Genomic DNA, 25,336 nt, shown 5'->3' on the forward strand with positions numbered 1-25,336 from the left:
ATAGTTTGCTAACAAGAACCCGGCAGGGATGTACTGTCACTATGCTCTATCGTCTGAAAACCGATTTCAGGCTGTCCATCATCACGCTGCTGGCCATCAGTGCCATTCTGGGAATCACCCCCTTTGCGGTAATGCGGTTTGTCCAGGGCAACGTGCTGGCCGGGGTGGTCGATCTCGGTATTATGTTGGCGATCACTGCAGGAACGCTTTATGCCTGGATAACAGGTGATACCGCCCGCAGTGGATTTGCCATGGCCCTGGTGGCCTGCGGTGGGGCGGTCACAGTCGGAGCGTTGGTCGGAGAGCCTGGGCTGTTTTGGCTATATCCGTGCCTGGTGACAAGTTTCTTCCTGACGGAGCCCCGCTACGCAATATTTATCAATTTGGCCGCCGTGCTGGCCCTGATGGTGCATGGCGTGGCCTTCAGCTCTCTTGTCCAGATGTGGACCTTTGCCGCCACGGCTATGGTCGTTAGTTGCTGTGCCTATGTTTTTGCCCATCGGAACGAGAACCAGCGGGAGCGCTTGGAACACCTGGCCACAATCGATCCCCTTACGGGCGTCAAAAACCGCCGCTCCATGGATCAGGAACTGGCAATGGCCGTTGCCGGCGCCTCCAGAAACGGTATCTCCTACGCCCTGGTGTTGCTGGACATCGACTATTTCAAGAAGATCAATGACGAGTATGGGCACAACGTGGGCGATGACGTGCTGGTGGAAATGGTGGCGTTAATCGAGCAGAACATCCGCAAGTCCGATCAACTTTTCCGCTTCGGCGGTGAAGAGTTTGTGTTGCTGATGCCGGGGGTGGACTCAACCGGGTTGAGGGCGGTCATGCACAACCTGCAGCACATCATGCACAAGTTCCTGCGTCACCCCGGGGGACAGGTTACCGCCTCCTTTGGCGTTGCCCTACTCCAGGCTGGCGAAAAGCCTGACGATTGGCTGGCACGGGCGGATGAAGCGCTTTACGAGGCAAAGGACACCGGGCGCGACCGTATTGTCTACGCGGACGATGTTGTCGCCAGCCCTGCGTGACTGCCCCCGCAAGATTATTCTGGTTTTGGCGAGTACAGGAACAATCGCAACCCCAGCAGGATGCTGGCGGATGCCAGCCCACAGGTAAGCCCAACCCAAAAACCAGCGGCCCCCATGGCAGGTAGTAGCCAGTCGGTAAACGTCAGTATCCATCCCAGTGGCAACCCTACTCCCCAGAACGAAAACAACATGATGAACATGGGAATGCTGGTGTCCTTGTACCCCCGCAAGGCGCTGATGCAGGTCACCTGAATTACATCGGCGATCTGGAAGAAGGCCGCATACACCAGCAGCGTAACTGTCACGGCCTGAACACCCTGCTCGCTGGTGTAAAGCGCTGCAATACCCTCTGCGAATACAAACAGCAACACGGCAAATACCAGCGCCACCGCTGACGCCAGAATCAGCGAACTGCGGGCGATGAGCCGGGCAGTATTCGGCGCTTTGGCACCCACCAGGAAGCTCACTCGCAGGGTCAACGCCATGCCGATACTCAGCGGCAGCATGAATACCAGCGATACCACGTTCAGCGCGATCTGGTGCCCTGCCACAATCACTGGCCCCAGCGGGGCCAGGAACAGGGCAATAACCGAGAACATGCTGGCTTCCACGAAGATGGTGAAACCAATGGGAATACCCAGGCGCAGGATGTAGCGGATGCCCTCGGCGTCTGGCTTGGCCCAGTCCGCCAGCAGGTGAAAGCGGCGATACACCTCACTGCGGTTCAGGTAGATCAGCAACGCCAGGGCCGCAACGCCGTTGGAAATGGATGTCGCCCATCCGCAGCCGATTCCGCCCATGGCCGGGAGGCCGAGTTTGCCGTATATGAAGATGTAGTTGAGGGGAAGGTTGATCAGGGTTCCTAGCACTGAGAAGGCCATAATCACCCGGGTATGGCCCAGCCCGTCCGTCAGCCCCCTTAGTGCCATGATCATCAACATCGCAGGGATGCCCCAAGCGAAGGCGTCCAGGTAACCCTGGGTGATACGGGCGGTGCCGGTCTCCAGTTTGAGGGCATCCAGTACCGGGTGCACGTTGGTCAGCAGCAGAATCATGAGCACCGAACCGCCGGCTGCGATATAAAGCCCCTGCCAGGTTGCGGGCATGATTTTCTCGGTGGTGCGCGCACCGTTATAACCGGAAATGATCGGCTGCAGGGCCCCCAAAAGCCCCATGAAAAAGAGGAACACCGGCATCCACAGGCTACTGCCAATACCCACGGCAGCCAGATCCTTTGCACTGGCATGGCCTGCCATCACAGTATCAATGACACCGTTGGCCATCTGCGCCACCTGGGCGATCAAAATCGGTCCGCCCAGCACGGCCAGCGTGCGCCACTCGGTCAGCGTTCGCTGGACCAGCGGCTGGCGGACTTCGGGTAATGGCTGGTGGGTTTCGTCCATGGATTCGTGAGCCCGGGCCGGAAACGTAAATCGGAAACTGTCAGGAACGCGGGATGGTACCCTATTCCTCATTCCGGATGTCATAAGGTGTTTCCGGGGCACTGTGTACAACTCAGTGTAGTAGCGGGTAAAGTGCCGCTTTCCAATGTTTCAGGTGCGGGTAGTATGGGTCTTCTGATTTTCGTAACAGTCCTGTGGGCATTCTCGTTCAGCCTGATTGGCGAATTTCTGGCCGGGCGTGTGGACAGCGATTTTGCGGTCTTGACCCGTGTGGTTCTTGCCGCCCTGGTGTTTCTGCCGCTGACCCGCTGGCGAGGGGTTCCAGGCGGCTTGAAGCTGGGCGTACTGGTCACCGGCATGCTGCAGTTCGGTGTGACCTATTTGTGCCTGTATCGCTCATTCAGCTACCTGACAGTGCCGGAAGTTCTGCTGTTTACCATTTTCACGCCGCTGTACGTCACCCTGATCGACGACGCCTTCTACCGTCGCTTCTCGCCGGTTGCGTTGGTTGCGGCGGCTGTAGCAACGCTGGGTGCGGGAATCATTCGTTACGATGGCCTGAGCCAGGGCTTCATCACCGGTTTCCTGCTGTTGCAGGTGGCCAACTTCACCTTTGCGGCGGGCCAGGTCGGCTACAAGCACACCATGATGCGCTTCCCGACGGAACTGCCAGCCTACCGCACGTTTGGTTATTTCTTTTTCGGGGCATTGATCATTGCCCTGCCATCTTTCCTGATCTTCGGCGACGCCAGCCGCCTACCCAGCACCTCACTGCAGTGGGGCATTCTTGCCTGGCTGGGCCTGGCAGCGTCCGGTATCGGTCTGTTCCTGTGGAACCGGGGTGCGTGCCACGTGGATGCAGGCACATTGGCGATCATGAATAACGTGTTGGTGCCCGCGGGACTGCTCGTTAATCTGGTGATATGGAACCGGGATGCCGACCTGTTGCGACTGGCTATCGGCGGCGGTGTTATCGCCCTGTCGCTGTGGCTGAATGCGCGTTTTCATCCGCAGGCAAGGCTGGCGGCGTAACGGTATTCCCGGTTGCCTGCAAAGGGCGGTCCCGGGTTCGCTCTGACATCCTCGGGATATCGTATATTTCACAATATTCGCTGACGGCGTCTACGCTTACAGTTGCCATAATTGCCAGACCAAATGTGGAATGGCCATGTCAGGGAGACAGCCTGCAATGAGAAAAAACCTTCCGGTTACCCAGCGTGAAGTCAGAATGTCCGAAAGCGGTCGACTGATTACCACCACCGATCCAAGAGGTGTAATTACCTACTGCAACGACGAGTTCGTCGACATTAGTGGTTTCTCTCGAGAGGAGTTGGTAGGCCAGCCCCACAACGTAATCCGCCACCCGGATATGCCGTCAGCCGTATTCCAGGGTATGTGGGAGTACCTTAAGGCCGGTAAACCCTGGATGGGCGTGGTCAAGAACCGCACCAGGACCGGTGACCACTATTGGGTGAGCGCTTACGTGACCCCTATTCTTGAGAACGGGAAAATGACTGGCTTCGAGTCGGTACGGGTGTCGCCAACCCGTGAGCAGGTGGCACGGGCTGAAAAGCTTTACCCGAAGCTGTCTTCCGGCAAGGCAGCTGTCAGTGTCCAGAGTCGGATTGCATCCGTCTTGCGGTCAGGATGGCCCTTTGCCCTGTCGCTGGTCTTGAGCCTGATGGCGTTGACCATGCTGGGCAATTCCGGGATGGCCATCGGCGTGATCGTGCTTGCCCATGTGCTGGCAGCGGGGCTAACCCTCAGGTCCATTACCGTTCGCCTGCAGAGCCTGCTTGACTTGCGCCCTGATGCCTTCCGCGATGCCATTGTGGCACGGACCTACAGCGATGAAAGCGGCCTGTTCTCGCAAATGGCCATGCTGATCATGAGTGAGAAAGCGAGGATTCGTACAGCCCTGGCCCGGATTGATGACCAGGCGGAGCTTCTGTATGAGCATGCCAGAGCCAGCCATGGTTATATCAGTGAGGGCGCCGAGTCGATTGGCAAACAGCGGGCCGAAACTGACCAGACCGCGTCGGCTATAAACGAAATGACGGTGTCGATCCAGGAAGTTACCGAAACCGTTAACGGCAACGCAAAAGTGGCGGAAGAGGCCAATCGAATGGCAGCCACCGGCAGCAAACGCAGTGGTGAGGCTCTGACGGCCATCGAACAGCTGGTCACTCGGGTTAACGGCATCGGTACGGCTATCCAGAAACTTGGTGCCTCGACGGAAAGCATCGGTGAGGCCGCCAGTCTGATTTCAGACATTGCTGAACAAACCAACCTGCTGGCGCTGAATGCGGCCATCGAAGCCGCGCGTGCCGGTGAGCAGGGGCGTGGGTTCGCTGTGGTGGCGGACGAGGTCCGGTCGCTGGCCCGCCGCACCCGGGACTCCACAGTACGTATACAGCAAGTCATTGATGATTTTCGTAGCCAGGTGGAGCAAGCCGTTCAGGCCACCCGTGAAGGGGAGCAGGATGCCGGCAGGGGCCTGGAGAAGGTGCGGGAGGCAGAAACATCCCTGCAGGAAATCGTGTCATCGATCCACGATATATCCGACAGTTTCATCAGCATGTCGGCGGCTTTCGAGGAGCAGAGCCAGGTATCCGAGGAGATCAACCACCAGGTGGTCAATATTGCCGAGCTGGCTGATCATAGTACCCAGCAGGCGGAGTCTGCCAAGGACAGCAGTAACAGCCTGAGCCATATGTCGCGCGGACTTAAAGACCTGGTCTCCCGGTTCGTCAGTAAAAACGGCTAGTTATCGGCCGGCACCGGAGATGTTTGCATCCCGGTGCCAGCCCTGGCTGGCATCCTGTACGGAGTGCTGGCAGAATCTCGCCCCATCTGCTGAAGCAGGCCTTCGGCATACCTCATCTAATCGATTCATCAGCCAAAAGCACAGGATGAAACAATGACTGGTTCCAAATCGACCCCGGCCCATCGCGGGTTATGGTCCTCCCGGATGGCCTTTATCCTGGCCGCGACCGGTTCGGCCGTCGGGCTGGGCAATATCTGGAAATTTCCCTACGTCACCGGCGAAAATGGTGGTGGCGCCTTCGTACTGGTATACCTGTTGTGCATCGCCATCGTTGGTATTCCCATCATGATGGCGGAAGTGTATATCGGCCGCAGTGGCCGACATAATCCGATCACCAGTTTCCGCCTGGTGGCCGAGCGCAACCTGGTGTCACCAGTGTGGCGAATTTCTGCCATTGTGGGTGTGCTGGCAGCGTTCATTATCCTGTCGTTCTATTCGGTGATCGGGGGCTGGGCGGCGTCCTACGTCGGCCACGCGGCCATGGGCGACTTTACCGGCCAGAGTGCGGACGCCATCGGCGAGCTGTTCGGTGGCCTTCTGGCCAGCCCGGTCACTCTGCTGATTTGGCACACGATCTTTATGGCATTGGTGATTTTCGTGGTGGCCCGTGGGCTTAAATCCGGCCTTGAGCGTGCCGTGACCATCCTGATGCCGGCGCTGTTTGTGTTGCTGCTGGTTGCGGTGGGTTATGCCACCACCACCGGCCACTTCGGGGAGGCGGTGTCCTTCCTGTTTACGCCGGATTTTGGTGCCCTGACCATGGATGGCGTGTTGGTGGCTCTGGGCCATGCGTTCTTCACCCTGAGCCTGGGTATGGCCATCATGATGGCCTACGGTTCCTACCTGGGTGACGACGTGTCGGTCGGGCGGACCGCGGTGACCGTGTCGATCATGGATACCGTGGTGGCGCTGATGGCGGGCCTGGCCATTTTCCCGGTGGTGTTTGCCAATGGCCTGGAAGCTGGGGCCGGCCCCGGCCTGATTTTCCAGACCCTGCCTTTGGCCTTTGGCCAGATGCCGATGGGCAGCATTTTTGGCGCTCTGTTCTTTGTACTGCTGTTGTTCGCCGCCTGGACCTCCGCTATTTCGCTGTTGGAGCCGGTGGTTGAGTGGCTGGAAGACAAACTGATCGTTGGCCGTGTGGGAAGCGCGGTGGTGGTAGGGGTTGCCTGCTGGCTACTGGGTATTGCGTCCATCCTGTCACTGAACGAGTGGTCCGGTTTTGCCCCCTTGGGCATGTTCGAGCGTTTCGAGGGCAACACCATCTTCGACCTGCTCGACTTCTTTACCGCCAACGTGATGTTGCCGCTGTCCGGTCTTCTGACGGCCCTGTTTGTCGGCTGGTGTGTGGCGAAAGAGTCGCTTCAGAGCAATCTGGCCCTGGCCGGAGGCAGTTTCGCGCTTTGGTACAATCTGGTTCGCTTCGTGACACCGGTGGCGGTTGCTATCGTGTTTATTTACAACCTGATGTCGTAAAGGCCGTCAGGGGATTGAAAGAAACCCGGCCCACACGCGGCCGGGTTTTGTGACAGGCCATTTAACGCCTATTAGTCTGAGTTGGTCACAGCGCGCAACTCGTTCAGATGCGGCCGGACGGCACGCTTGTCCGCTTCCGGTGCATTGCTTGCCGTCTCCATGGCGGACATGGCGCCGCCCATCATGTTTCGCATCTGCTGTTTCTGGGCTTCGCTCATGTGCGGATTGTTATTGATTTCCTCCATGGCTTTGGCCATTTCCTGATTCATGGTGTCAGATTGTTCGCCCATTTCAAGAGCGCTCCATGCGTGAAAAATGCGGTCGCCAGTCTTTGCCCACGCGTCGGGATTTGCGAAACCGTGTTGTTCCACCACGTCTTCCAACTGGTTGTACATGTCGTGGCCTTTCATCCGTTCGATAGACGATGAAAGTATTCGCGACATGTCCGGCATTTTGGCATCGCCCTCATTCCTCTTGGCCGAGAACTCCTCCGTCATCTCATCGAATTCGTTTTCCATGCCCTGAAGGGTTTCCAGGCTGCTGATGAACGAACGGATGGTCTGGTCGGTCAGGGTTTCGGCCTGAGCCGCAATAGGTGCAAGGGAGAGCAGTAAAAGCAGGGTAAGAAAAACGGGGTTGAATCGGTTCATGAGAACGTCTCCTTGTGATCGGGAATCCCGGTTCCATTGCTTGGGATTCCCTTAAGGTAGCTCTCTGCTAAATCGCCTGCAACAGCCCGGAATGAACGTTCAGAATCATGGCTATCGTCCGGACTTAACTGAAAGCCTGGAGGCCCGTCTGGCCTCGGCCGAGAATGAGCGCGTGGATATCGTGGGTGCCCTCGTATGTGTTCACCGATTCGAGGTTCATTACGTGGCGAATTACATGGTATTCGTCGGAAATGCCGTTGCCCCCATGCATGTCGCGCGCAACCCGGGCGATATCAAGGGCCTTGCCGCAATTGTTACGCTTCAGCAGCGACACTGCATCTGGTGTGGCAGCGCCCTGGTCCATCATGCGGCCCAGTTGCAGGGCGCCAAGCAGGCCGAGGGTGATTTCCGTCTGCATATCTACCAGTTTTTTCTGTACCAGTTGGTTGGCGGCCAGGGGTTTGCCGAACTGCTTGCGATCCAGGGTGTACTGGCGGGCGGCGTGCCAGCAGAATTCGGCGGCTCCCAGGGAGCCCCAACTGATGCCGAAGCGGGCCTTGTTGAGGCAACTGAACGGACCTTTCAGGCCTTCCACTTCAAGTTTGTTTTCCTCTGGAACAAAGACGTCATCCATAAAAATGGAGCCGGTCTCGGAGGCGCGCAGGGAAAACTTGCCTTCGATTTTCGGCGTGTCCAGCCCTTTGGCGCCGCGTTCAATGACAAAGCCTGTCACCATGCCGTCCAGCTTGCCCCAGACCACACACACATCTGCGATCGGGGCGTTGGTGATCCAGGTTTTGGCGCCACTGAGCAGGTACCCTCCGTCTACCTTTTTTGCACGGGTTTCCATACTGCCTGGATCCGAGCCATGATTGGGTTCGGTCAGGCCAAAGCAGCCTACCATCTCGCCGGAGGCCAGTTTAGGCAGAATCCTCTGTTTCAGTGGTTCCTTGCCGTAGGAAAAAATCGGATGCATCACCAGGGAGGACTGAACGCTCAGCGCTGAGCGGTAAGCTGAGTCCACCCGCTCCACTTCACGGGCGATCAGTCCGTAACACACGTGGCTGAGTCCGGGACCGCCATACTCTTCCGGCAGGGTTGCGCCGAGCATGCCCAGCTCACCCATATCGCTGAAAATACTTCGGTCGAAACGCTCGTGACGGTTGGCCTCGGTGATGCCGGGCATCAGGCGCTTGTCACAGAAGGCACGAATGCTGTCACGGACCTGTCGCTCAGATTCTTCCAGTTGGCCGTCAAAATTCAACAAATCGTTCCAGGGCGCAGAGCTCATGGGGTTCTCCGGATTCGGCTTGGTCGATTGGAATTCATCGTCTCGACCATGTGTCAGTTGATTCAATATGGTGGGCAGAGTTCATTCAATACTTCAAGCTTTTCCGCCAAGCAAAATCCTCACCGCCGTGCAGGCATCTTCCAGTTCTTCATCCCGGGGCTCGCGCCCGCCAATAATATCGGCGTACAGGCAAGACTCGGCCAGGCGCACCATAAAGTAAGACAGGCTTTCCAGGTTCATTGGCGGCTGGATAAAACCAGCGGCAACCTGTTCCTTCAATATTTGCGTATTGGCCTCAACAGTCCGGCTGTGGAGAGTTGACTGGGATGATGTCAGGATCTTAAGGGCGTATTCGGGGTCATCGTGGACGAAACGCCGCAAGGGTTCGGAGTGTAGCAGTACCGAATTGATGTAACGAAACACACCTACCACATAATCCACACCATGGCCGGAGGTGTGATCAATCGCGTCCTGGCGAAGCGAGTCATACAGGGACCACAGGACCTCACCCATTAGCAGGTCTTTGTTACCGACCCAACGAAAGAGAGTGGCTCGGCCGATATTGAGCTCTTCTGACAACAAGGCGAGGTGAATCCGTTGGCCTTTGAGCCATAGCCGGCGCGCGCGCATAATAACGTCTGCAGGTGTCGCCCTTGTTGTGATTACGTCTGTTGTCACTGGAACCCCTTTCCAATCGTCTGGTAACAGTCTAACGGCAAAGCAAAACGACTGCCATTCAGGCCATCCGTGACAGATTCGTGAACTTTCCGCGATACACTCTTTAACACCCCGTGATGAACCCGTGATGACGCTGATCCAGGATAGATCTCGAACCTGCCGCCCAGGCAGGCACACATTCTTGGGGAGATATCACGATGAACAAGCTTACGACAATTGCAGCAATGGCCCTGTTCGGCTTGATGGCAAGCGCAACTCAGGCAGATGACATGGCGTCCGAAGATGGCATGATGAAGGATGATATGAAAGGATCAATGGAACACAAAGACATGAAAAAAGATGGCATGTCCGATTCCATGGGCCACGATATGAAGAAGGACGGCATGTCCGACGACCACATGGACATGAAAGATGACGGAATGGGGATGAAAGACGACGAGGCCATGCACGACGACATGGAGGACGACGGTATGGGCAAGGCGAATGCCACGAACTAACCGGTGGCCATCCAACGGCATCAGAGCCAGGAACCTATGACCCGAAACGTACTGATTGTGGAAGACAGCCCCGGTATTGGAGAACTCGTGCGAATGCACGTGGCCGATCTGGGCATGAACCCGGTCCTGTGTGATCGGGGTGATACCGGGTTGGAACGTTTTCGTGAAGGCGACATAGACTTGGTTGTGCTCGACCTGATGTTGCCCGGTATGGACGGTCTCTCGGTGTGTCGGGAGATCCGCTCCGGCCCGGGGTATGTGCCGGTGCTCATGCTGACGGCGAAAAGCACGGAGCTGGATCGCGTACTGGGGTTGGAGATGGGGGCAGACGATTACCTCACCAAACCTTTCAGCGTGGCCGAACTGTCGGCGCGGGTGAAAGCCCTGTTCCGGCGGGTGGACGCCATGTCGCATTCGTCGGGTGAAACGTCGGGGCCTGAAGAGTCGGGTGAGCTGGACACTGAAGGCTTGCGTATCGATCCAGCACGGCGCCGTGTGTTCGTATGGGAACAGGAAGTGGAATTGACGGCCCGGGAGTTCGACCTGCTCTGGCACTTTGCCAGCCACCCGGGACGTGTGTTCAGCCGTGTTCAGCTGCTGGACAAGGTCTGGGGATACAACCACGAAGGCTATGAACACACCGTAAACACCCACATCAATCGCCTGCGAGGAAAGATCGAACAGGATCCGGCGCGGCCTGAGTTCATTGAAACCGTCTGGGGTGTGGGCTATCGCTTCCGGGACTGATCCATGCTGAAAACACTCTACACTCGGCTTGCGTTGGGGCTGCTCCTGCTATTGCTTGCTGTCGGGTTGTTGTACACCTTTTTCAGCCTTTACTCCCTGCGGGAGTACAACGCATCTGTCAATCAGGAGCTGCACCGGGATCTGGCGAAAGATCTGGTGGCAGACAGGAATCTGGTCAGCGAAGGAGAACTGGACCGCGGCGCCCTGAAAGAACTCTTTGCGTTGTACATGACCATCAATCCCAGCATTGAAATCTATCTGCTGGATCTGGACGGCACCATCCTCTCTTATTCCGCAGACCCGGCGAAAATCAAGCGCAAGCAGGTCTCGCTCGAGCCCATCCGCCGTTTGATGAACGATATGGACCGCTACCCGGTACTGGGTGACGACCCACGCAGCCATGACAGGCAGAAAGTCTTTTCCGTAACGCCGGTGCCGTCGATGGATAATCCGGAGGGGTATCTCTATGTGGTGTTGCGCGGAGAGGAGTACGACGCTGCGGAAACCATGGCCCGTGGTGGTCAATTGGTGGAGCTGAGTGCCTGGGCGCTGTTGGTTAGCCTGGCGGTGGTGATGATTGCCGGGCTGGCGGTGTTCCGGTTGCTGACCCGTCGGCTGACTTTGTTGACCCGACTGGTGGAGGATTTCGAGAACAGTGACATGAGTCGCCAACCGGTCAACACGTGGCGCGAGAGGCGGCCCGTGGTCCGTGACGAAATCGATTATCTGGGGGCGACCTTTGATGATATGGCCAGCCGGATCGCCGGCCAGATTGAACAGCTGACAGAGAAAGACGCCCAGCGCCGCCAACTTGTGGCGCAGGTGTCCCACGACCTGCGCACCCCCCTGGCCTCTATGCAGGGCTACATTGAAAGCCTGAAGCTCCGGCGTGATCGCCTGACGGCGGAAGAGCAGGATCGCTTTCTCAGTATCGCCCTCAAGGAGGGTAGACGGCTGAGCCGCCTGGTGGACGAGCTGTTCGAACTTGCGGCCCTCGAAGCCCGAGAAAAGCAGCCGGTACCAGAACCTTTTCCCCTGGCAGAGCTGGTGCATGATGTGGTCCAGAAGCATGGCCAGGAAGCCGGGAACCAGCAACTGGAACTGGTGGTGGAGGGCAATCCCGACCAACCCCTGGCTTATGCAGACGTGGCCATGACCGAGCGGGTTCTGGACAACCTGATTGGCAATGCGATTGCGTACAGCCCTGCCGGTGGCAGGATTGAAGTGGCGTTCGGGCAGACGGATGGCCAGCCGGAGGTGTGTGTGCGGGACAGTGGCCCGGGTATACCCGAGCAGGACCTGCCTCATATCTTTGATCCATTCTACCGTGGCGATTCCTCGGGCGGGGACGGCCATGCGGGCCTGGGGCTTGCCATTGCCCGCAGGATCATGATGCTTCAGGCCGGCGACATCAGCGTTGAGAACCTGAGTTCCGGCGGCGCTTCCTTTTGCATACGGCTACCGGTTCGCCCATCAAATGAGTGATTTGCATCCGAAATGATCTCTCCGGCGTTATACAAACGTAATAAACTGGAGAAAGTGACGTGATGAATCCCGTGCAAACTGGTCACAGTATCCAAAAGGCAAGAGGTTAGAGTTATGAAACGGTATCTGTTACTGACGTCCGTCGCGGCAGCGATCGCTTTGACCGGTTTCCAGGTTGGCGCCTCCAAAGGGACGGAATCACAATACGCCCCGGATGACCCTGATCTGGCGGTTGCTACCTTCGCCGGTGGCTGCTTCTGGTGTGTGGAAGCGGCCTACGAGGAAAAAGTGCCGGGAGTTGTTGAAGCGGTGTCCGGCTACAGTGGCGGCGATGAGAAAAACCCGAACTATAAACAGGTTGCCGGTGGCCGCACCGGCCATACCGAGGCGGTCCAGGTGTACTACGACCCGGATACGATTACCTACGAAGGCCTGCTCCAGGCGCTGTGGCGGACTGCCAACCCAACCGACGTGAAGGGCCAGTATGTGGACCGGGGCAAACAGTACCGGCCGGCGATTTTCTACCACAACGAAGCACAGAAGCGCGCAGCCGAAGCCTCGATAAAGGCGCTGGAAGAGTCTGGCCGCTATGATCATCCGGTCAAGATTGAAGTGGTGGCTTTCGAAGCGTTCTACGACGCGGAGGAATACCATCAGGACTACTACAAGAAGAACCCGGTGCGGTACCAGTTCTACACCTTCAACTCCGGCCGCTACCAGTTTATCGAGAAGGTCTGGGGCGAGGATGAGAAAGTGGATTATGCCGAGTATCGTCCCGAGAACAACGGTGGTTCCGCGCAGGCCACTGTCAACAAAGCGTCCGGTGGCAATGCCGGCATGAACCTCAGCCGGGTTGAGGCATTCAATCCAGACACGTTCACCAAGCCTGACGACAAAACGCTTCAGGCGCGGTTGACGGAGGATCAGTACGAAATCACTCAGGAGGATGGCACCGAGCCTGCCTATCAAAACGAGTATTATGATGAGAAACGGGCGGGTATCTATGTCGACGTTGTTTCCGGCGAGCCGCTGTTCTCCTCCCGTGACAAGTACAAATCCAACACTGGTTGGCCGAGCTTTACCAAACCGATCAGCCCGGACATGGTAGTGGAGAAAGAGGACAACACCTTCTTCATGACCCGCACGGAGATCCGCAGCCGATATGCGGATTCCCACCTCGGGCATGTGTTCAACGACGGCCCGGCGCCAACGGGGCTGCGTTACTGCATGAACTCCGCCGCGCTCCGGTTTATCCCGTTGGACAACATGGAAAAGGAAGGTTACGGCGAGCTGATCAGTGAAGTGAAAGAAGCCAGCCGTACGGCGTCCAACTAAAGAAACGCGTTACAGCCAGAGATCCTGGATGGGGGTCTCTGGCGAAAAGTGGTGCTGGATTTGCGCCATCAGCAACTCCGCGCTGGCCAGCGCGTCCACCAAAGCATTGTGCGGTGGGTAGTGTGGCAGCCCGTACCGCAGCCGGCTGTCTGCCAGCCGAATTGAGACTGGTTGCTTGCCCCTCAGCTTTTGCCACCACGTGAGTTTCCGGTTGGGGTGCAGGTAGGCCTCAATGGCCATCGTGTCCATCACCGGAAAGCGTATTTCCTCGGCGATTCTCCATTTCAGCGCTACGTTCAGGAACGGACGTTCGATATTGCGGTAGTGCACCACCGGCACCCGACCGGCGAGGCTTTCCAGAATCTCGTCCAGTACGTCGGCCAGATCAGGGGCCTTGTCGATATCGGTATGGGTTATGCCATGTATTGTGACTGAGGTCTGGTGCAGCGGTAGTTGCGGTTTCACCAGCCAGTGTCGTGAACCACCCAGTTGCACGCGGCCAAGGGTAAAGGGCACCACGCCGATGCTGACGATAGAATGGCTGTCAGGATCCAGACCGGTGGTTTCGAAATCCACCGCCACAAAGGGTACTTCACTGACGGGCGTATCCGGCGCTACGCACCCGGCCTGGTAAAAAGCCTTCAGGCGCGGGTCTTTCGCGCTCGTTGCCAGTTTCCGATACTGTTCGGGCCATGGCAAAGTGTTGATAGGGCTTTCACTGGTCGTTGATTGCAGATCATCAGACATTCCGTGCAACCTGAGCGTTGTAGCGAAACTTCAGGAATTTCTGGGCCTGGCTGACTACCTGAAAGGCGTCTTTGAGGTGGCTGCGCTCAAACGGAGACAGATCCTCGGGCCGCACGTTGTTGTCAGGCTCACGACCGGCTTCGATGGCGAGGGCCTGATGGCGAATTCGCACAATGGCGATGAATTCGAAGGCGTCCCTCAGGTTATCAACCCCGTCCTCCGGGATGAGCTTGGTCTGCCCTATGGCTTTGAGGCGATTGAACGTATTCTGCGCCGGCGAGCCACAGGCCAGGGCATGTATGCGGATCAGGTCCGACATGGGGGCCGTGCCTCGACGCTTGAGGTTGAAGGTTTTGGCCTGCTTGCCGCTTTCCTCCATGACAAAGGTGCGGAAAAAACCAAGCGGTGGTGTACGGTTGAGCGCGTTGCGGGCCATCATTGCGAGGAATCGTTGACTGTTACTGGCTTTCTGAGCGATGAAAGCCTTCAGCTCTTCGGTGAACTCGGTGCGGCCGTGGATGCCGTCCAGATCGAAGAAGATATTGCTGTTCAGCAGAGCTTCCGCCTTGGGGTTATCGATCCAGTCGGCGAAGTATTCTCTCCAGACTCGCAACGGTTGCCGCCACTTCTGATTGGTGGCCATGATATCGCCAGTGCAGTACGTGTAGCCGCACTCGGCCAGGCCATCACTGACAAACTTGGCCAGGGCGAGGAAATAGTCGTCGTGCTGAACCGGATCGAAGCTGTCGTCCAGCACCATAGCGTTGTCCTGATCGGTGACGACAAGCTGCTCGTCCCGGGCCATGGAGCCGAGTGCCATAAAACAGTAAGGCACGGGGGGTGGTCCCAGTTTTTCTTCCGCCAGTTCCAGTAGGCGCTGGCTGAACGTGCGGCCGATTCCGGCCATGGCGCTGCCAATCATATGGGAATTGGCATCTTCGCGAACCATGCGTACGAAAGTGTTGGGTACTTCCTTGCTCAGGCGTTTCAGGCCTTTCACATCCTGCTGATGATAGATGTTGCTGACCAGGTAAAGACTGCTCTGGGACTCGTGTTTGACGATGTCCGACAGCGCAATCACGCCCCGCACAGTGTCACCTTCCATCACCGGAAGGTGATGCACGTTGTTGTGCAACATGGTCAGCATGGCTTCGAAAATGAAGGCGTTGACACCGGTGGTGATCAGCTCTTCGGTCATAATATCGCTGATGGGTGTTTCCGACGGCAACGCCTCGCAAAGAGCTCGGGTGCGCAGATCGCGATCGGTGATAATGCCAGAGAGCCGGGGCTGTTCACCGCTCTCGTCCATCAGCAAGAGGGCCGATACGCCCCGCTCCGTCATAATTCGGGCGGCCTCCTGAAGGCGCACAGTGTTGGGGGCCATCACGGGCTCGCGGGAAATCAGCCGGGTCACCCGTGCGGTCATCGGTTGATTTGATTTCTCCCGTCGGGAAAGCGCCGAACGCAGTCGCGAATGGTCCTCGGTCTCGACAAAATCGGTGAAATTATCATCGCTCTCCCAGAGATGCTGAAATATCTCGTCGGGAATCAGGTAGATCAGGGAGTCTTCAATGGTCTTGGCCGGAAACCGCACCGTTTTGTTCGTCAGCAGGCCGAACTGACCGAAAATTTCACCTTCAGTGATGCGGTTGTATAGCTCGCCGGTGCGTCGATAGATCTCGACAGCGCCGCTGCGAACATAATGCAGGTATGTATTCCGTTCCCCTAATGTGAGGATGTCCGTGCCAGCGCGGAAATAGGCGATTTCGATGCCGGAGACGATGCGGTCCAGGACATTCTCCGGCATCTCGTCAAACGGGGCATGCTGGGCCAGGTGGTTGCGTATCTCGATCAGCTCTGCCTGCATTGCTCGCTTCCTTTTCGCACCGGTTACGCCTGTAGAATTTACCACGCAATATAGCAGTGGCGCTGTTTTACGGCCATCATGTTGGGCAAGATGGCGGTGGTTCACATACGGGAGGATGGGTTTTGTCTGCAATTCACACACTGGTTCTTGGGGGTATTCGGTCCGGTAAAACCGCGCTGGCTGAGCGCATTGCCAGCGACGCCGGTTCGCCGGTGGTCTATGTTGCAACGGCAACTGCTGACGATGAAGAAATGACCCGGCGGGTGGCCCGGCACCAGCAGAATCGCCCGTCGGAATGGGGGTTGGCAGAGGAGCCCTTGAAGCTGGCCTCTGTGCTGGATGGCTACGGCAAGGAGCCACGGCCACCGTTGCTGCTGGTGGATTGTATGAGCTTGTGGGTGAGCAACCTGTTGTTTGCCAGTGACGAGGTGTTTGCCCATGAGCGCGCCGCCTTCCTGAGGGCATTGGAAAATTACCCGGGCCAAATTGTGATTGTCAGTAATGAAGTGGGCCTGGGCACCATCGGCATGGACCCGCTTACCCGCCGTTTTTGCGATGAGCTGGGTTGGCTCAATCAGGATCTTGCCGGCTGCTGTGAGCGAGTATTGATGAGTGTGGCGGGGCTGCCGCAAGCGTTGAAAGGTTGATTATCCGCCGTGTGTTTGCAGGCAACTGAGCCGGCCATGCTCCGACTCGTCTACGCGGATACGGCTACGGCAGGCATAGGGAACCGTTAACGCGGAAAAAGAACGTTCGGTGGGAATACCCATCACCTCTGCCAGAAGCATGCGAATCACGCCACCATGGCACACCACCAGTACCCGCTTTCCCGCTGCCTGCGTTTGCCAGTGCTGCCAGGCGTTGCTAACTCTCTGCCGGAACTCGGTTATTGCCTCGCCCCCGGGCGGAGGGTAACGAACCGGGTCGCTCCAGAAGCGGGTCAGCGCCTCGGGCGTATCCGCCATGATGCTTTCGGAGGTTCTGCCCTCCCAGTCACCGAACGCAATCTCTCGCAGCCGTGGCTCCTGATGCAATGGAATCTGACGTTGCTCTGCCACCTGTTCCGCGAAAGCGCGACAGCGCAGCAGTGGGGAGGTGATGATCACATCCCACGGATCGCCTTCTCTAACGGCAGCGTTCATTTGCTGCCAGCCGGTGTCGCTCAGTGGATCGTCCTTGCTGCCCCGGAACATGGGCCCGCCGGCAGATTCGCCATGGCGGATCAGGTCGAAAAACGTCGTGGTGTTCTGGTTATTGGCCATCCCTGTTTCAGCCCTCGTTCCTGTCGGTTACGCCGGCGTCAGCGAAGCTGGCCATCTGGTTGTGCAGGGCACAGGCACTGCGAAGCAGCGGAACCGCCACCGCCGCGCCGCTGCCCTCACCCAGGCGCATGCCAAGATCCAGCAACGGCCTGGCATCCAGTGCGCCCAGCACGGCCTGGTGCCCCGGTTCCGCCGAACGATGGGCGAACAGCAGCCAGTGCCGGAGTTGTGGTTGTTGGCGAACCGCCACCAGGGCGGCAACAGAAACGATAAACCCATCCACCAGCACGGGAATGCCGCGTGCTGCGCTGCCCATAATGGCACTCGCCAGCGCAGCAATCTCGAATCCGCCGAGGGAGGCCAACACCGCCAGGGGGGCTCGGTTGTTGCCATGCCTGGCCAACGCGCGGTCGATAACCTCACATTTCCGGGACACGCCAGCGGCGTCCAGCCCCGTGCCCGGTCCGGCCAGGTTTTCTGGACTTTGCTCCAGCAATGCGCAGGCAACGGCGGTGGCACTGGTGGTATTGCCGATGCCCATATCGCCACCAATAAACAGTCGGCATCCGTCATCCGCAGCGCGGGCTGCAGCCCTGTCACCGCTGGCCAGCGCTTGTTCAAACTGGTCTGGTGTCATCGCGTCGGTTGTGGCCAGGTTGGCGGTGCCCGGCGCAATCTGTTCATCCCGTACCTCGGTCAGTGGCGGAACCTTGCCGACAGTTCCTAGATTCACCACTTCCAGCGAGGCTCCCAGCTCCCGAGCCAACACGCTGATAGCGGCGCCACCGCTGGCAAAGTTGGCAATCATCTGGGCAGTGACTTCCTGGGGGAAAGCGGATACGCCTTCGGCACAGACGCCGTGGTCTGCCGCGAAAACCGCAATACGGATAGGATCGGCCTGCGGTTGTTTAGTGCGCTGAAGGCCTGCCAGTTTTATCGCTATGTCTTCCAACTGCCCCAACGACCCCCGGGGCTTGGTAAGCACCTGTTGGCGTTGTTGCGCCCCCTGGGAAAATTGAGTGTCTGATGTTGGCAACGGCTGTGTCCAGCAGGAAGGCAGCAGCATGGTTGGATCCTGAGGTCGCAAAGTGTCGGGAGCCGGGGATGGTTTGCCCAGCCTGAAAAAGTGTCAAGGATAGCAGTCACTCGGTTAGACTTCCTTTCGATCACGACAACCCACTGCCAGCTTGAAGAGATATTGCTGATTTGAACGCCTTCGTTTTCGCTGTGATAGTTTGTTTTATCGCCGTTGTATTGGACCGCTGGCTGGGTGAGCCGCGTCGGTGGCACCCACTTGTTGGGTTTGGGTATGTGTCGGCATTCCTGGAGCAGAGGTTGAATCGGCTACCTGGCCGGAAGGCGCGATCGATCTTTCTCGGGTTTCTGGCTCTGTTAATCGCGGTGATTCCCGTACTGGCGGTAGCCGAGTGGTTGCACGGGTGGTTGGGGAACTGGGAATACTTGCTGGTTCAGGTTGTGGTGTTGTATTTCGCCCTGTCCATTCGTGGCCTGACGGAGCATGGCCGGGCAGTGTCCGACGCGTTGCATGAGGGCGACCTTGAGAATGCCCGGACACAGGTCGGCCGTATCGTCAGTCGTGATGCAGCGGCGCTTGATGACAATGGCATTGCGATAGCCGCGACCGAGTCCATGCTGGAAAACGGAGCTGATGCCGTGTTCGCCAGCCTGTTCTGGTTCCTTGTGGCCGGCGTTCCGGGTGTGCTGCTTCACCGGCTGGTGAATACCCTGGACGCCATGTGGGGGTACCGCAATGATCGCTACCGGTATTTCGGCCGGGCGGCGGCGAGGCTGGACGACGTGTTGAACTGGATACCCGCTCGCCTCACGGCGCTGACCTATGGCCTGCTTGGCGATGTTCGTGGCGCCCTCTACTGCTGGCGGACACAGGCGCCGGCCTGGGACAGCCCCAATGCCGGCCCAGTGATGGCCGCGGGGGCCGGGGCGTTGGGTGTTGTACTCGGTGGCCCCGCGCCCTACGCCTCAGGCATCAAGAAAAGGCCGACCCTTGGTGACGGTGAACCGGCATCGGCGGCCACTATCGACGGGGCCATTCGCTTGGTCCATCGTGGCGTGTGGTTGTGGCTCGGACTGCTGGTCGCAGTCGCTATTGTCGGGTGGACAACCAGCGCCGCTGCCTGAAGGTGTTAGCCGGTTGCTTCCGGTTCCCGTGTTTCGCTGGCGGGTATCGTTAACATCAACAGGAAGCCAATCACCAGGAACACCAGAATGGTGCTCATGCCCCAGCGCTGGCTGTCGGTGACGGCCGTGACCCAACCCACCAGCAACGGGCCGGCAAACGCGGTGGCTTTGCCAGAGAACGCGAACAGGCCGAACATCTGGGTTTGCAGGTGAGGCGGCGCAATGCGGGCCAGGTGGGAGCGGCTGGCGGACTGCAATGGCCCCACGAAGATGCCCAGGATCATGCCCCATACCCAGAATGCCGTGGCGCCATCCACCACCAGGATCGCCAGTGCACTGCAGCCCAGCCCCACCAGTGACAACAGAATGGTATTGCGCCCGCCCAGGGCATCATCCACCCAGGCGAAGCCCAGCGCGCCCAGACCAGCGGTGACGTTGAGGGCGATGGCGAATTGCAGCACTTCCGTGGACCCCATGTTGAACGTACCCGCCGCGTACACCCCGCCAAAGGTGAAGATGGTGGCCAGGCCATCGGTGTAGAGCATACGGGCGATCAGGAAGCGCACGATGTCCTTGTACTGGCGAACGTGGGCGATGGATTCCTTCAGTTGCCGGAACCCGGCGCGAGTGGCTGCGGCGAGTCCCAGGCCGGTGGATGGGCGGTCAGGCACAAAGATAAAGGCCGGCAGGGCGAACACCAGGTACCACACCGCCACCAGAACGAAAGTGGCACGCACATGTTCTGCATTGTCCCGATTAAGGTTGAACAGGTTGGCATCGGCTTCGATAAAGCCATACAGCGCAACGATAAGGCTCAGCACGCCCCCGGTGTAACCCAGCCCCCAGGCCCAGCCTGACCAGCGCCCGGTTCGCGCCGGGCTTGCGAGATCCGGCAGCATGGAATTGTAGAAAATGAACGCGAATTCGGCGCCAAGTGTACCCAGGCCCACCCACAGGGCAGCGTTCCAGAACTGGTTCTGTTCCGGCGTGACCGTCCACAGCATGGCGCAGGAGACCACACAAAGCAGGGTGAAGCTGATAAACCAGGGTTTGCGACGGCCAGACTGATCCGCAATGGCGCCCAGTATCGGCGCCAGGATCGCGATAAACACGCCGGCAATGCCAACGATGTTGCCCCAGGCTTCCGTGCCCTTTACTTCGTCCTGTATCACCGAGACGCTGAAGTATTGGGCAAAGACAAAGGTCAGGATGATGGTGAAGAACGCGCTATTGGCCCAGTCGTAAAGCGCCCAGGACCAGAGCGCGCGTTTGTCTTCCGGCTTGCCCTGTGGGTGGGCGACAGGCGATTGCGATGACATGTGGGGCTGGGCTCCTGATCCTTGCAAGGTATATCCGTGCGGTGATTGTCGCCATTATCGCCACAAATGCACAGCCCCGTGGGGTTAAACCCTCTTCAGGTTTCGCGATTCGTGGTCCAGTAACCACGCCTTGCGTTCCAGGCCGCCGGCATAGCCAGTCAACGTGCCATTGGCCCCGATCACCCGGTGGCAGGGAATCAGAATGGCAATGGGGTTGAGGGCGTTGGCACGAGCCACGGCGCGTACTGCCTTTGGGTTGCCCAGTGTGCCTGCCAGTGCGCTGTAGGAACGGTGCTCACCCGCTGGAATCCCAGTCAGTCCCTGCCAGACCTGCTGTTGGAACTCGGTACCGGTCAAGCGGATGTCGCTCCACGGCAGAGGTCCCGCTTTCCCGGCGAAGTAGGCTTCGAGCCATTCGAGCACCGACGTAGGGGCGGAACCGGGTTGCTCGCGCCACTCCGGCTGACGGAACCGGCGGTTCTGCAGCGACTGCATACGTTCTTCATTGTCGTCGAAGTCCAGGTGGACCAGTTGGTTATCCACCGTGGCCAGGCTCAGGGGGCCAACGGGACTGGGAAATCGGCTGACATGGATTCGAGTTGTCATGGCGTTGTCTCCTGCCGGGGTGGATGGGTGTTCAGTGATGTCCACAGGTATTGCGCTGCATAAGCCCGCCATGGGCGCCAACGCTCCGCGTGGCGAGTCAGGGCTTTGGCATCGTGCGGGCCGCCCAGGTGGGCTGAAGCCTTGAGTATGCCCAGATCGCTGGCGGGAAACGCGTCCGGGTCTCCCAGGCCGCGCAGGGCCAGGTAATGGAGTGTCCAGGGGCCAATACCCCGCATGGGCGCCAATTGCGCCAGCAGGGCGTTGCCCTCCAGCTCGGCAAAACCAGGTTCAGCAAACCGGGCGGTGATCCGCTCCAGGGTATCCGCCCGGCCGCCAGGCATGCCCAGTTTACTCAATGGCTGGCCGGCGAGTGCCGTCGGCTCCGGGAAGCTATGGGTAATCCCCGTGCCAGTGGCAAGATCGTCGGGAAGGACTTCGCCATAAACGGCCACCAGCCGTCCAGCCAGGGTTCGCGCTGCAGCGACGGACACCTGCTGCCCGAGAATGGCCCTTACAGAAAACTCAAACCGGTCCCAGCTGCCGGGAACGCGAAGGCCGGAATACTGTGCGATCAGTGGTTCCAATAGTGGATCACGCGCCAGGTGTTCGCCGATTCCGGGCAGATCTGCATCCAGATCGAGCAAACGGCGTATCCTTGCACCCACCTCCAGAATGGACTGCCGCGCCGGCCCACGAAGGATCACCTGCACACCCGGGGGATTGTCGCTTGGGCGACAGATGACCAGCCCCGGTTGCCCCGCAATATAAAGCGATCGTGCGTAGTGGTGCGCGCCTACCGACTCCAGGCCCGGAATGGCCCTTGCCCGAAAGAAAGTCAGCAGTTGCTCACTGTCAAAGGGTGGGCGGGCTCGCAGGAACAGAACAAGGTCGTCTTGTGCCGGCAAAAAAGGGTCGACTGCACCGCGTTGTGAGGTGTTGAGTGATGGTTTTAGGCCCCTGCGGAACGCTGTCGGTGCATTACCGTAGGCATCCTTCAAAGTGTGATTGAAGCGGCGCAGACTGCTGAAACCGGCAATATCTGCGATCTCGGTCATACTCAGATTGCTGTCGACAATCAACTGCCGGGCCCGCAATAGACGCCGGGCCTGGGCGTGTTGTTGTGGGGTGGCTCCGGTGTGGCGTTTGTAGAGTTGGCGCAGGTAGCGGTCGGTAATGCCCAGCCGTTCGGCCAGGCTCGCCACGGAGCCGTTATCCAGGGCGCCTTCGTCTACCAGCCGCACCGCCCGGGCCACGGTGGTGTGAACCCCAGCCGCAGCCGGGCTACCGGGTGCCGCTTCCGGCCGGCACCGTAGGCAGGGTCGAAAGCCGTTGGCCATGGCTGTTTCTGCCGACGGGTAAAAACGCACGTTCCCCCGCTTGGGCGTCACCGCCGGGCAAATGGGGCGGCAGAAAATCCCGGTGGTCAACACGGCGGTGTAGAAGCGACCGTCGAATCGGGCATCCCGGGTTTTCAGTGCCTGGTAACAAAGGTCATCCGTTAATGTGTCCATAACCGAAAGTGTACCAGCGAAACCCGGAAAAACTCGCCGGATTCGGAACTGATCGTTGAGCCTTTACATCGCAAGCCCAAGCAGCAGGACCAGTTCCGCAAACACCACACTGGCCCCAAGGGTGTCGCCGGTATAGCCACCCAGTTGCCGACGCAGATACCCGCCCCAGACAATGGCCGTACCCAGCGTGGCGAAGATCAGCCACAGCAGGAGTTCAGGTTTAAACGGGATGAGGGCCAGAAAGACAATCGCGGTGAACGCGGTGGCAATCGCCAGTCGTGAACGCGAAAAATCTTCGGCCACCGGCTTGCTTTTGCTCTTGTCCGGGTCGGTCACATACGGCAGGAAGCCCATGATCATCAGTGGTGCCAGGCGCGACACCATCGGAGCCAGGATCAGCGCCAACCACACCGGTTGTGCTTCAGCCAGCAGCGCAAGTTTCAGCACCAATGCGACCACCAGAGCTACGGTGCCGTAGGTGCCGATGCGGCTGTCCTTCATGATCCGCAACCTGTCCTCCAGGGAATACCCGCCGCCCAGCGCATCGATACTGTCGGCCAACCCGTCTTCGTGGAAAGCGCCGGTAATCCACAGATGAAAACCCAGAATAAGGATAAGACTGATCAGCGGGCTCCAAAGCTGCACAACAGCCATGTACAGCCCCGCATAAATGACGCCGAGCACCAGCCCCACCAGAGGGAAATAGACACTGCACTGATTCATCAGGCGGGGGGAATAGTCGATACGCACCAGCATGGGAATGCGTGTCAGGAACCCGATGGCCAGCCAGAAGGCCTGCCATTCCCTGGAAACGAGAGGTTTTAGTTGGCTCAATTAATTGCCCTGTCTCTGGCGATTGTGTGGTTTCGCGAGCAGTTTAGCATTATCTGTACCCATGCCCGTCAAAGGCCGAATCCTGTAGGGGTATCCAGAGGGCTGCTGATGCCGCGTTCATGGTTGCCAACCCGGATATCGCTTCATCATGTGTGAAAACGGTAGGCAGTTTTCGACCCCTGGACGTTTTGGTGAATTGCAGTTCGCCCAACTCCTTATCCAGAAACTGATGATACATAAACACCAGCGCGTTCAGGGCCGTTTTCTGGGTATTTACCGCCACGTTTCAGTTGTTCGCTAGATGGCTCAGCCATTGGTTCACTTCCGTCGGCCCCATGGACTCAGGGTGACGTTTATCGTGAAAGCGAATAAATTCGCGTACCCACAAGCAGTAAGTTTTCTCCGTTCGGTAGGCGAGATGCCTGGCACGTATAAATGCGCGGAAACCAGAAAAATGATCATGGCGACCATGATTTCGGAGGGGTGCGATGAGATATGATTTTTAACTGCTAAATCATTGAGTTGGAAATAGGCGTGAAAATGGCATACGAGTCTTTGCGATCATTTTTATTTAGGAAAAGCCAGGGAAAGTAGATGGAACTTGTTGACTTGGTAAGGGTTTCTTCCTAATTTTTAGGGATTTCTAATTTGGGATATCGGTCGCCGGGAAAGTGGTCGTGGCGACTCATATACAAATGTTAGCGGATGATGGAAGCATATGGACGTTGAATACCGAAAAACACTAGATAGCGTTCGCTGGCATCGTGTGTCAGAGATATTCGAGGAGGTAGGCTGGGGGAGCCGGTCGCCGGATAGCCTTGAACACGGATTTACCCAAAGCAGCTTCTATCGGTTTGCGTACATTGAAAACGAGCTTGTGGGGTTTGGCCGGACGGTTGATGATGGCGCCTTTTACGGTTGGGTGGTTGATCTTGTTGTACTCCCAAAGTACCAGGGCTTCGGAATAGGGAAGCGTATATTAAAGGATCTGGAGTCAGAGCTAAGTTCATTTATTACCACAATGTTGGTGGCCACCGAGGGTAACGCCGGGTTCTATGAGAGCCAGGGCTGGTTCAAGCAACGCTCGGCCCGTGTTGGCGGCGTTATGTGTAGGCGGAGATAATGGAGTTGCGATCTAACACAGAGCTTTTTGATGCGATTGATGCAATAAAAAAGGAGTTGGCAGCTTCCGGGCAGAATGGCGCCAGCGCCTCTATTGCAGAAGGTATGTCTGGTTTAAATGGGCTTACGGATGGATGGGCGTACCTTCTTGAGCATCTAAATTCAGTGAGCAACGAGTATGGGCTTCAACTCACGGAGCAGCAGCTCCAAAAGCTAGATCAAGTGCAGGCGACGGTGCATAAAATTGTCTATCGTGTCTGAAACACATAACAAGGCATCAATTCGCGGCCTGTGGCCGCCGGACGCCCTTTACGTGGCTCCTTCGTCGCCACTCCAAGGTCGCCGCTGTGCTTCGGCGTTGAGGCTGTAGAAAAACTCCGAATCGTGCCCCGGTTTTGCTAGGATCAGGCAAACGGACAAGGAGTCGTCAGATGCCCAAAGCCAAGCCCCGCTTCAAGCCCTACAACCCCGACCAGAACGCC

The 25,336-nt window shown here is 58.1% G+C and carries 25 protein-coding genes; 12 read left to right on the plus strand and 13 right to left on the minus strand.

What is annotated here, in order from left to right:
* Positions 1 to 41: 41 nt before the first annotated feature.
* The gene (locus tag AC0B60_RS05385; protein ID WP_465084640.1) at positions 42 to 1,037 is read left to right on the plus strand and encodes a GGDEF domain-containing protein; all 996 of its coding nucleotides are present in this window, start codon (positions 42 to 44) and stop codon (positions 1,035 to 1,037) included.
* 14 nt (positions 1,038 to 1,051) lie between these two features.
* Here AC0B60_RS05385 and AC0B60_RS05390 read toward each other — a convergent pair whose 3' ends face one another.
* A complete protein-coding gene (locus tag AC0B60_RS05390; RefSeq protein WP_465084702.1) occupies positions 1,052 to 2,440 on the minus strand; it encodes an MATE family efflux transporter in 1,389 nt (462 codons plus the stop codon).
* Positions 2,441 to 2,605: 165 nt separating this feature from the next.
* Here AC0B60_RS05390 and AC0B60_RS05395 point away from each other — a divergent pair, with 165 nt between their 5' ends.
* From AC0B60_RS05395 to AC0B60_RS05405, 3 genes are all read left to right on the plus strand, one after another.
* Positions 2,606 to 3,472, plus strand: coding sequence for a carboxylate/amino acid/amine transporter (locus tag AC0B60_RS05395; RefSeq protein ID WP_465084642.1), 867 nt, complete (start codon positions 2,606 to 2,608; stop codon positions 3,470 to 3,472).
* A gap of 157 nt (positions 3,473 to 3,629) precedes the next feature.
* Complete coding sequence (locus tag AC0B60_RS05400; RefSeq protein WP_465084644.1) at positions 3,630 to 5,207, plus strand: methyl-accepting chemotaxis protein; 1,578 nt, start codon at positions 3,630 to 3,632, stop codon at positions 5,205 to 5,207.
* Between the two features lie 153 nt (positions 5,208 to 5,360).
* The gene (locus AC0B60_RS05405) at positions 5,361 to 6,743 is read left to right on the plus strand and encodes a sodium-dependent transporter (protein ID WP_465084646.1); all 1,383 of its coding nucleotides are present in this window, start codon (positions 5,361 to 5,363) and stop codon (positions 6,741 to 6,743) included.
* A gap of 71 nt (positions 6,744 to 6,814) precedes the next feature.
* Here AC0B60_RS05405 and AC0B60_RS05410 read toward each other — a convergent pair whose 3' ends face one another.
* The 3 genes from AC0B60_RS05410 to AC0B60_RS05420 all read right to left on the minus strand — a co-directional run bounded on the left by AC0B60_RS05410 (position 6,815) and on the right by AC0B60_RS05420 (position 9,362).
* On the minus strand, positions 6,815 to 7,393 hold the full coding sequence (locus AC0B60_RS05410; RefSeq protein ID WP_465084648.1) for a hypothetical protein: 579 nt from the start codon (positions 7,391 to 7,393) through the stop codon (positions 6,815 to 6,817).
* 124 nt (positions 7,394 to 7,517) lie between these two features.
* Positions 7,518 to 8,684 (minus strand): acyl-CoA dehydrogenase, encoded by a 1,167-nt coding sequence (locus AC0B60_RS05415; protein ID WP_465084649.1) that lies wholly within the window; start codon positions 8,682 to 8,684, stop codon positions 7,518 to 7,520.
* Positions 8,685 to 8,777: 93 nt separating this feature from the next.
* On the minus strand, positions 8,778 to 9,362 hold the full coding sequence (locus AC0B60_RS05420) for a QsdR family transcriptional regulator (protein ID WP_465084650.1): 585 nt from the start codon (positions 9,360 to 9,362) through the stop codon (positions 8,778 to 8,780).
* Between the two features lie 197 nt (positions 9,363 to 9,559).
* On the opposite strand from AC0B60_RS05420, the gene AC0B60_RS05425 reads away from it, so the two are divergent.
* The 4 genes from AC0B60_RS05425 to msrB all read left to right on the plus strand — a co-directional run bounded on the left by AC0B60_RS05425 (position 9,560) and on the right by msrB (position 13,426).
* Positions 9,560 to 9,859, plus strand: a complete 300-nt coding sequence (locus tag AC0B60_RS05425; protein ID WP_465084651.1) for a hypothetical protein — start codon at positions 9,560 to 9,562, stop codon at positions 9,857 to 9,859.
* A 36-nt stretch (positions 9,860 to 9,895) separates the two neighbouring features.
* The gene (locus AC0B60_RS05430; protein ID WP_465084653.1) at positions 9,896 to 10,606 is read left to right on the plus strand and encodes a winged helix-turn-helix domain-containing protein; all 711 of its coding nucleotides are present in this window, start codon (positions 9,896 to 9,898) and stop codon (positions 10,604 to 10,606) included.
* Between the two features lie 3 nt (positions 10,607 to 10,609).
* Positions 10,610 to 12,091 (plus strand): sensor histidine kinase, encoded by a 1,482-nt coding sequence (locus AC0B60_RS05435; RefSeq protein ID WP_465084655.1) that lies wholly within the window; start codon positions 10,610 to 10,612, stop codon positions 12,089 to 12,091.
* 114 nt (positions 12,092 to 12,205) lie between these two features.
* Positions 12,206 to 13,426, plus strand: coding sequence for a peptide-methionine (R)-S-oxide reductase MsrB (gene msrB, locus AC0B60_RS05440; RefSeq protein ID WP_465084657.1), 1,221 nt, complete (start codon positions 12,206 to 12,208; stop codon positions 13,424 to 13,426).
* Between the two features lie 9 nt (positions 13,427 to 13,435).
* On the opposite strand, the gene AC0B60_RS05445 is transcribed toward msrB, so the two are convergent.
* Both AC0B60_RS05445 and AC0B60_RS05450 read right to left on the minus strand, forming a co-directional pair.
* Positions 13,436 to 14,173, minus strand: a complete 738-nt coding sequence (locus tag AC0B60_RS05445) for a 3'-5' exonuclease (protein WP_465084658.1) — start codon at positions 14,171 to 14,173, stop codon at positions 13,436 to 13,438.
* On the minus strand, positions 14,166 to 16,040 hold the full coding sequence (locus AC0B60_RS05450; protein WP_465084660.1) for a putative nucleotidyltransferase substrate binding domain-containing protein: 1,875 nt from the start codon (positions 16,038 to 16,040) through the stop codon (positions 14,166 to 14,168). The genes AC0B60_RS05445 and AC0B60_RS05450 overlap by 8 nt, the downstream gene beginning before the upstream one ends.
* Before the next feature lie 131 nt (positions 16,041 to 16,171).
* Between AC0B60_RS05450 and cobU the strand changes: the two genes are divergently transcribed.
* The gene (cobU, locus tag AC0B60_RS05455) at positions 16,172 to 16,687 is read left to right on the plus strand and encodes a bifunctional adenosylcobinamide kinase/adenosylcobinamide-phosphate guanylyltransferase (protein WP_465084704.1); all 516 of its coding nucleotides are present in this window, start codon (positions 16,172 to 16,174) and stop codon (positions 16,685 to 16,687) included.
* On the opposite strand, the gene AC0B60_RS05460 is transcribed toward cobU, so the two are convergent.
* A complete protein-coding gene (locus AC0B60_RS05460; RefSeq protein WP_465084661.1) occupies positions 16,688 to 17,302 on the minus strand; it encodes a histidine phosphatase family protein in 615 nt (204 codons plus the stop codon).
* A 7-nt stretch (positions 17,303 to 17,309) separates the two neighbouring features.
* Positions 17,310 to 18,368 (minus strand): nicotinate-nucleotide--dimethylbenzimidazole phosphoribosyltransferase, encoded by a 1,059-nt coding sequence (gene cobT, locus AC0B60_RS05465; RefSeq protein WP_465084663.1) that lies wholly within the window; start codon positions 18,366 to 18,368, stop codon positions 17,310 to 17,312.
* Between the two features lie 161 nt (positions 18,369 to 18,529).
* On the opposite strand from cobT, the gene cbiB reads away from it, so the two are divergent.
* Positions 18,530 to 19,462, plus strand: a complete 933-nt coding sequence (cbiB, locus tag AC0B60_RS05470; RefSeq protein ID WP_465084705.1) for an adenosylcobinamide-phosphate synthase CbiB — start codon at positions 18,530 to 18,532, stop codon at positions 19,460 to 19,462.
* Positions 19,463 to 19,467: 5 nt separating this feature from the next.
* Here the strand turns inward: cbiB and AC0B60_RS05475 are convergent, their stop codons facing one another.
* The 5 genes from AC0B60_RS05475 to AC0B60_RS05495 all read right to left on the minus strand — a co-directional run bounded on the left by AC0B60_RS05475 (position 19,468) and on the right by AC0B60_RS05495 (position 24,222).
* Positions 19,468 to 20,781, minus strand: coding sequence for an MFS transporter (locus AC0B60_RS05475; RefSeq protein ID WP_465084664.1), 1,314 nt, complete (start codon positions 20,779 to 20,781; stop codon positions 19,468 to 19,470).
* Between the two features lie 84 nt (positions 20,782 to 20,865).
* A complete protein-coding gene (locus tag AC0B60_RS05480; protein WP_465084666.1) occupies positions 20,866 to 21,387 on the minus strand; it encodes a methylated-DNA--[protein]-cysteine S-methyltransferase in 522 nt (173 codons plus the stop codon).
* Positions 21,384 to 22,898 (minus strand): DNA-3-methyladenine glycosylase 2 family protein, encoded by a 1,515-nt coding sequence (locus AC0B60_RS05485; RefSeq protein ID WP_465084667.1) that lies wholly within the window; start codon positions 22,896 to 22,898, stop codon positions 21,384 to 21,386. Before AC0B60_RS05485 ends, AC0B60_RS05480 begins: the two co-directional genes overlap by 4 nt.
* A gap of 63 nt (positions 22,899 to 22,961) precedes the next feature.
* Complete coding sequence (cobS, locus tag AC0B60_RS05490; RefSeq protein ID WP_465084668.1) at positions 22,962 to 23,732, minus strand: adenosylcobinamide-GDP ribazoletransferase; 771 nt, start codon at positions 23,730 to 23,732, stop codon at positions 22,962 to 22,964.
* A gap of 286 nt (positions 23,733 to 24,018) precedes the next feature.
* Positions 24,019 to 24,222 carry a site-specific integrase gene (locus AC0B60_RS05495; RefSeq protein WP_465084707.1) on the minus strand — a complete coding sequence of 68 codons (204 nt, stop codon included), beginning with the start codon at positions 24,220 to 24,222 and terminating at the stop codon, positions 24,019 to 24,021.
* 228 nt (positions 24,223 to 24,450) lie between these two features.
* Here AC0B60_RS05495 and AC0B60_RS05500 point away from each other — a divergent pair, with 228 nt between their 5' ends.
* Both AC0B60_RS05500 and AC0B60_RS05505 read left to right on the plus strand, forming a co-directional pair.
* A complete protein-coding gene (locus AC0B60_RS05500; RefSeq protein ID WP_465084670.1) occupies positions 24,451 to 24,855 on the plus strand; it encodes a GNAT family N-acetyltransferase in 405 nt (134 codons plus the stop codon).
* The gene (locus AC0B60_RS05505) at positions 24,855 to 25,115 is read left to right on the plus strand and encodes a hypothetical protein (RefSeq protein WP_465084672.1); all 261 of its coding nucleotides are present in this window, start codon (positions 24,855 to 24,857) and stop codon (positions 25,113 to 25,115) included. Before AC0B60_RS05500 ends, AC0B60_RS05505 begins: the two co-directional genes overlap by 1 nt.
* Positions 25,116 to 25,336 lie beyond the last annotated feature (221 nt).

This window comes from Marinobacter sp. V34, assembly GCF_055524115.1.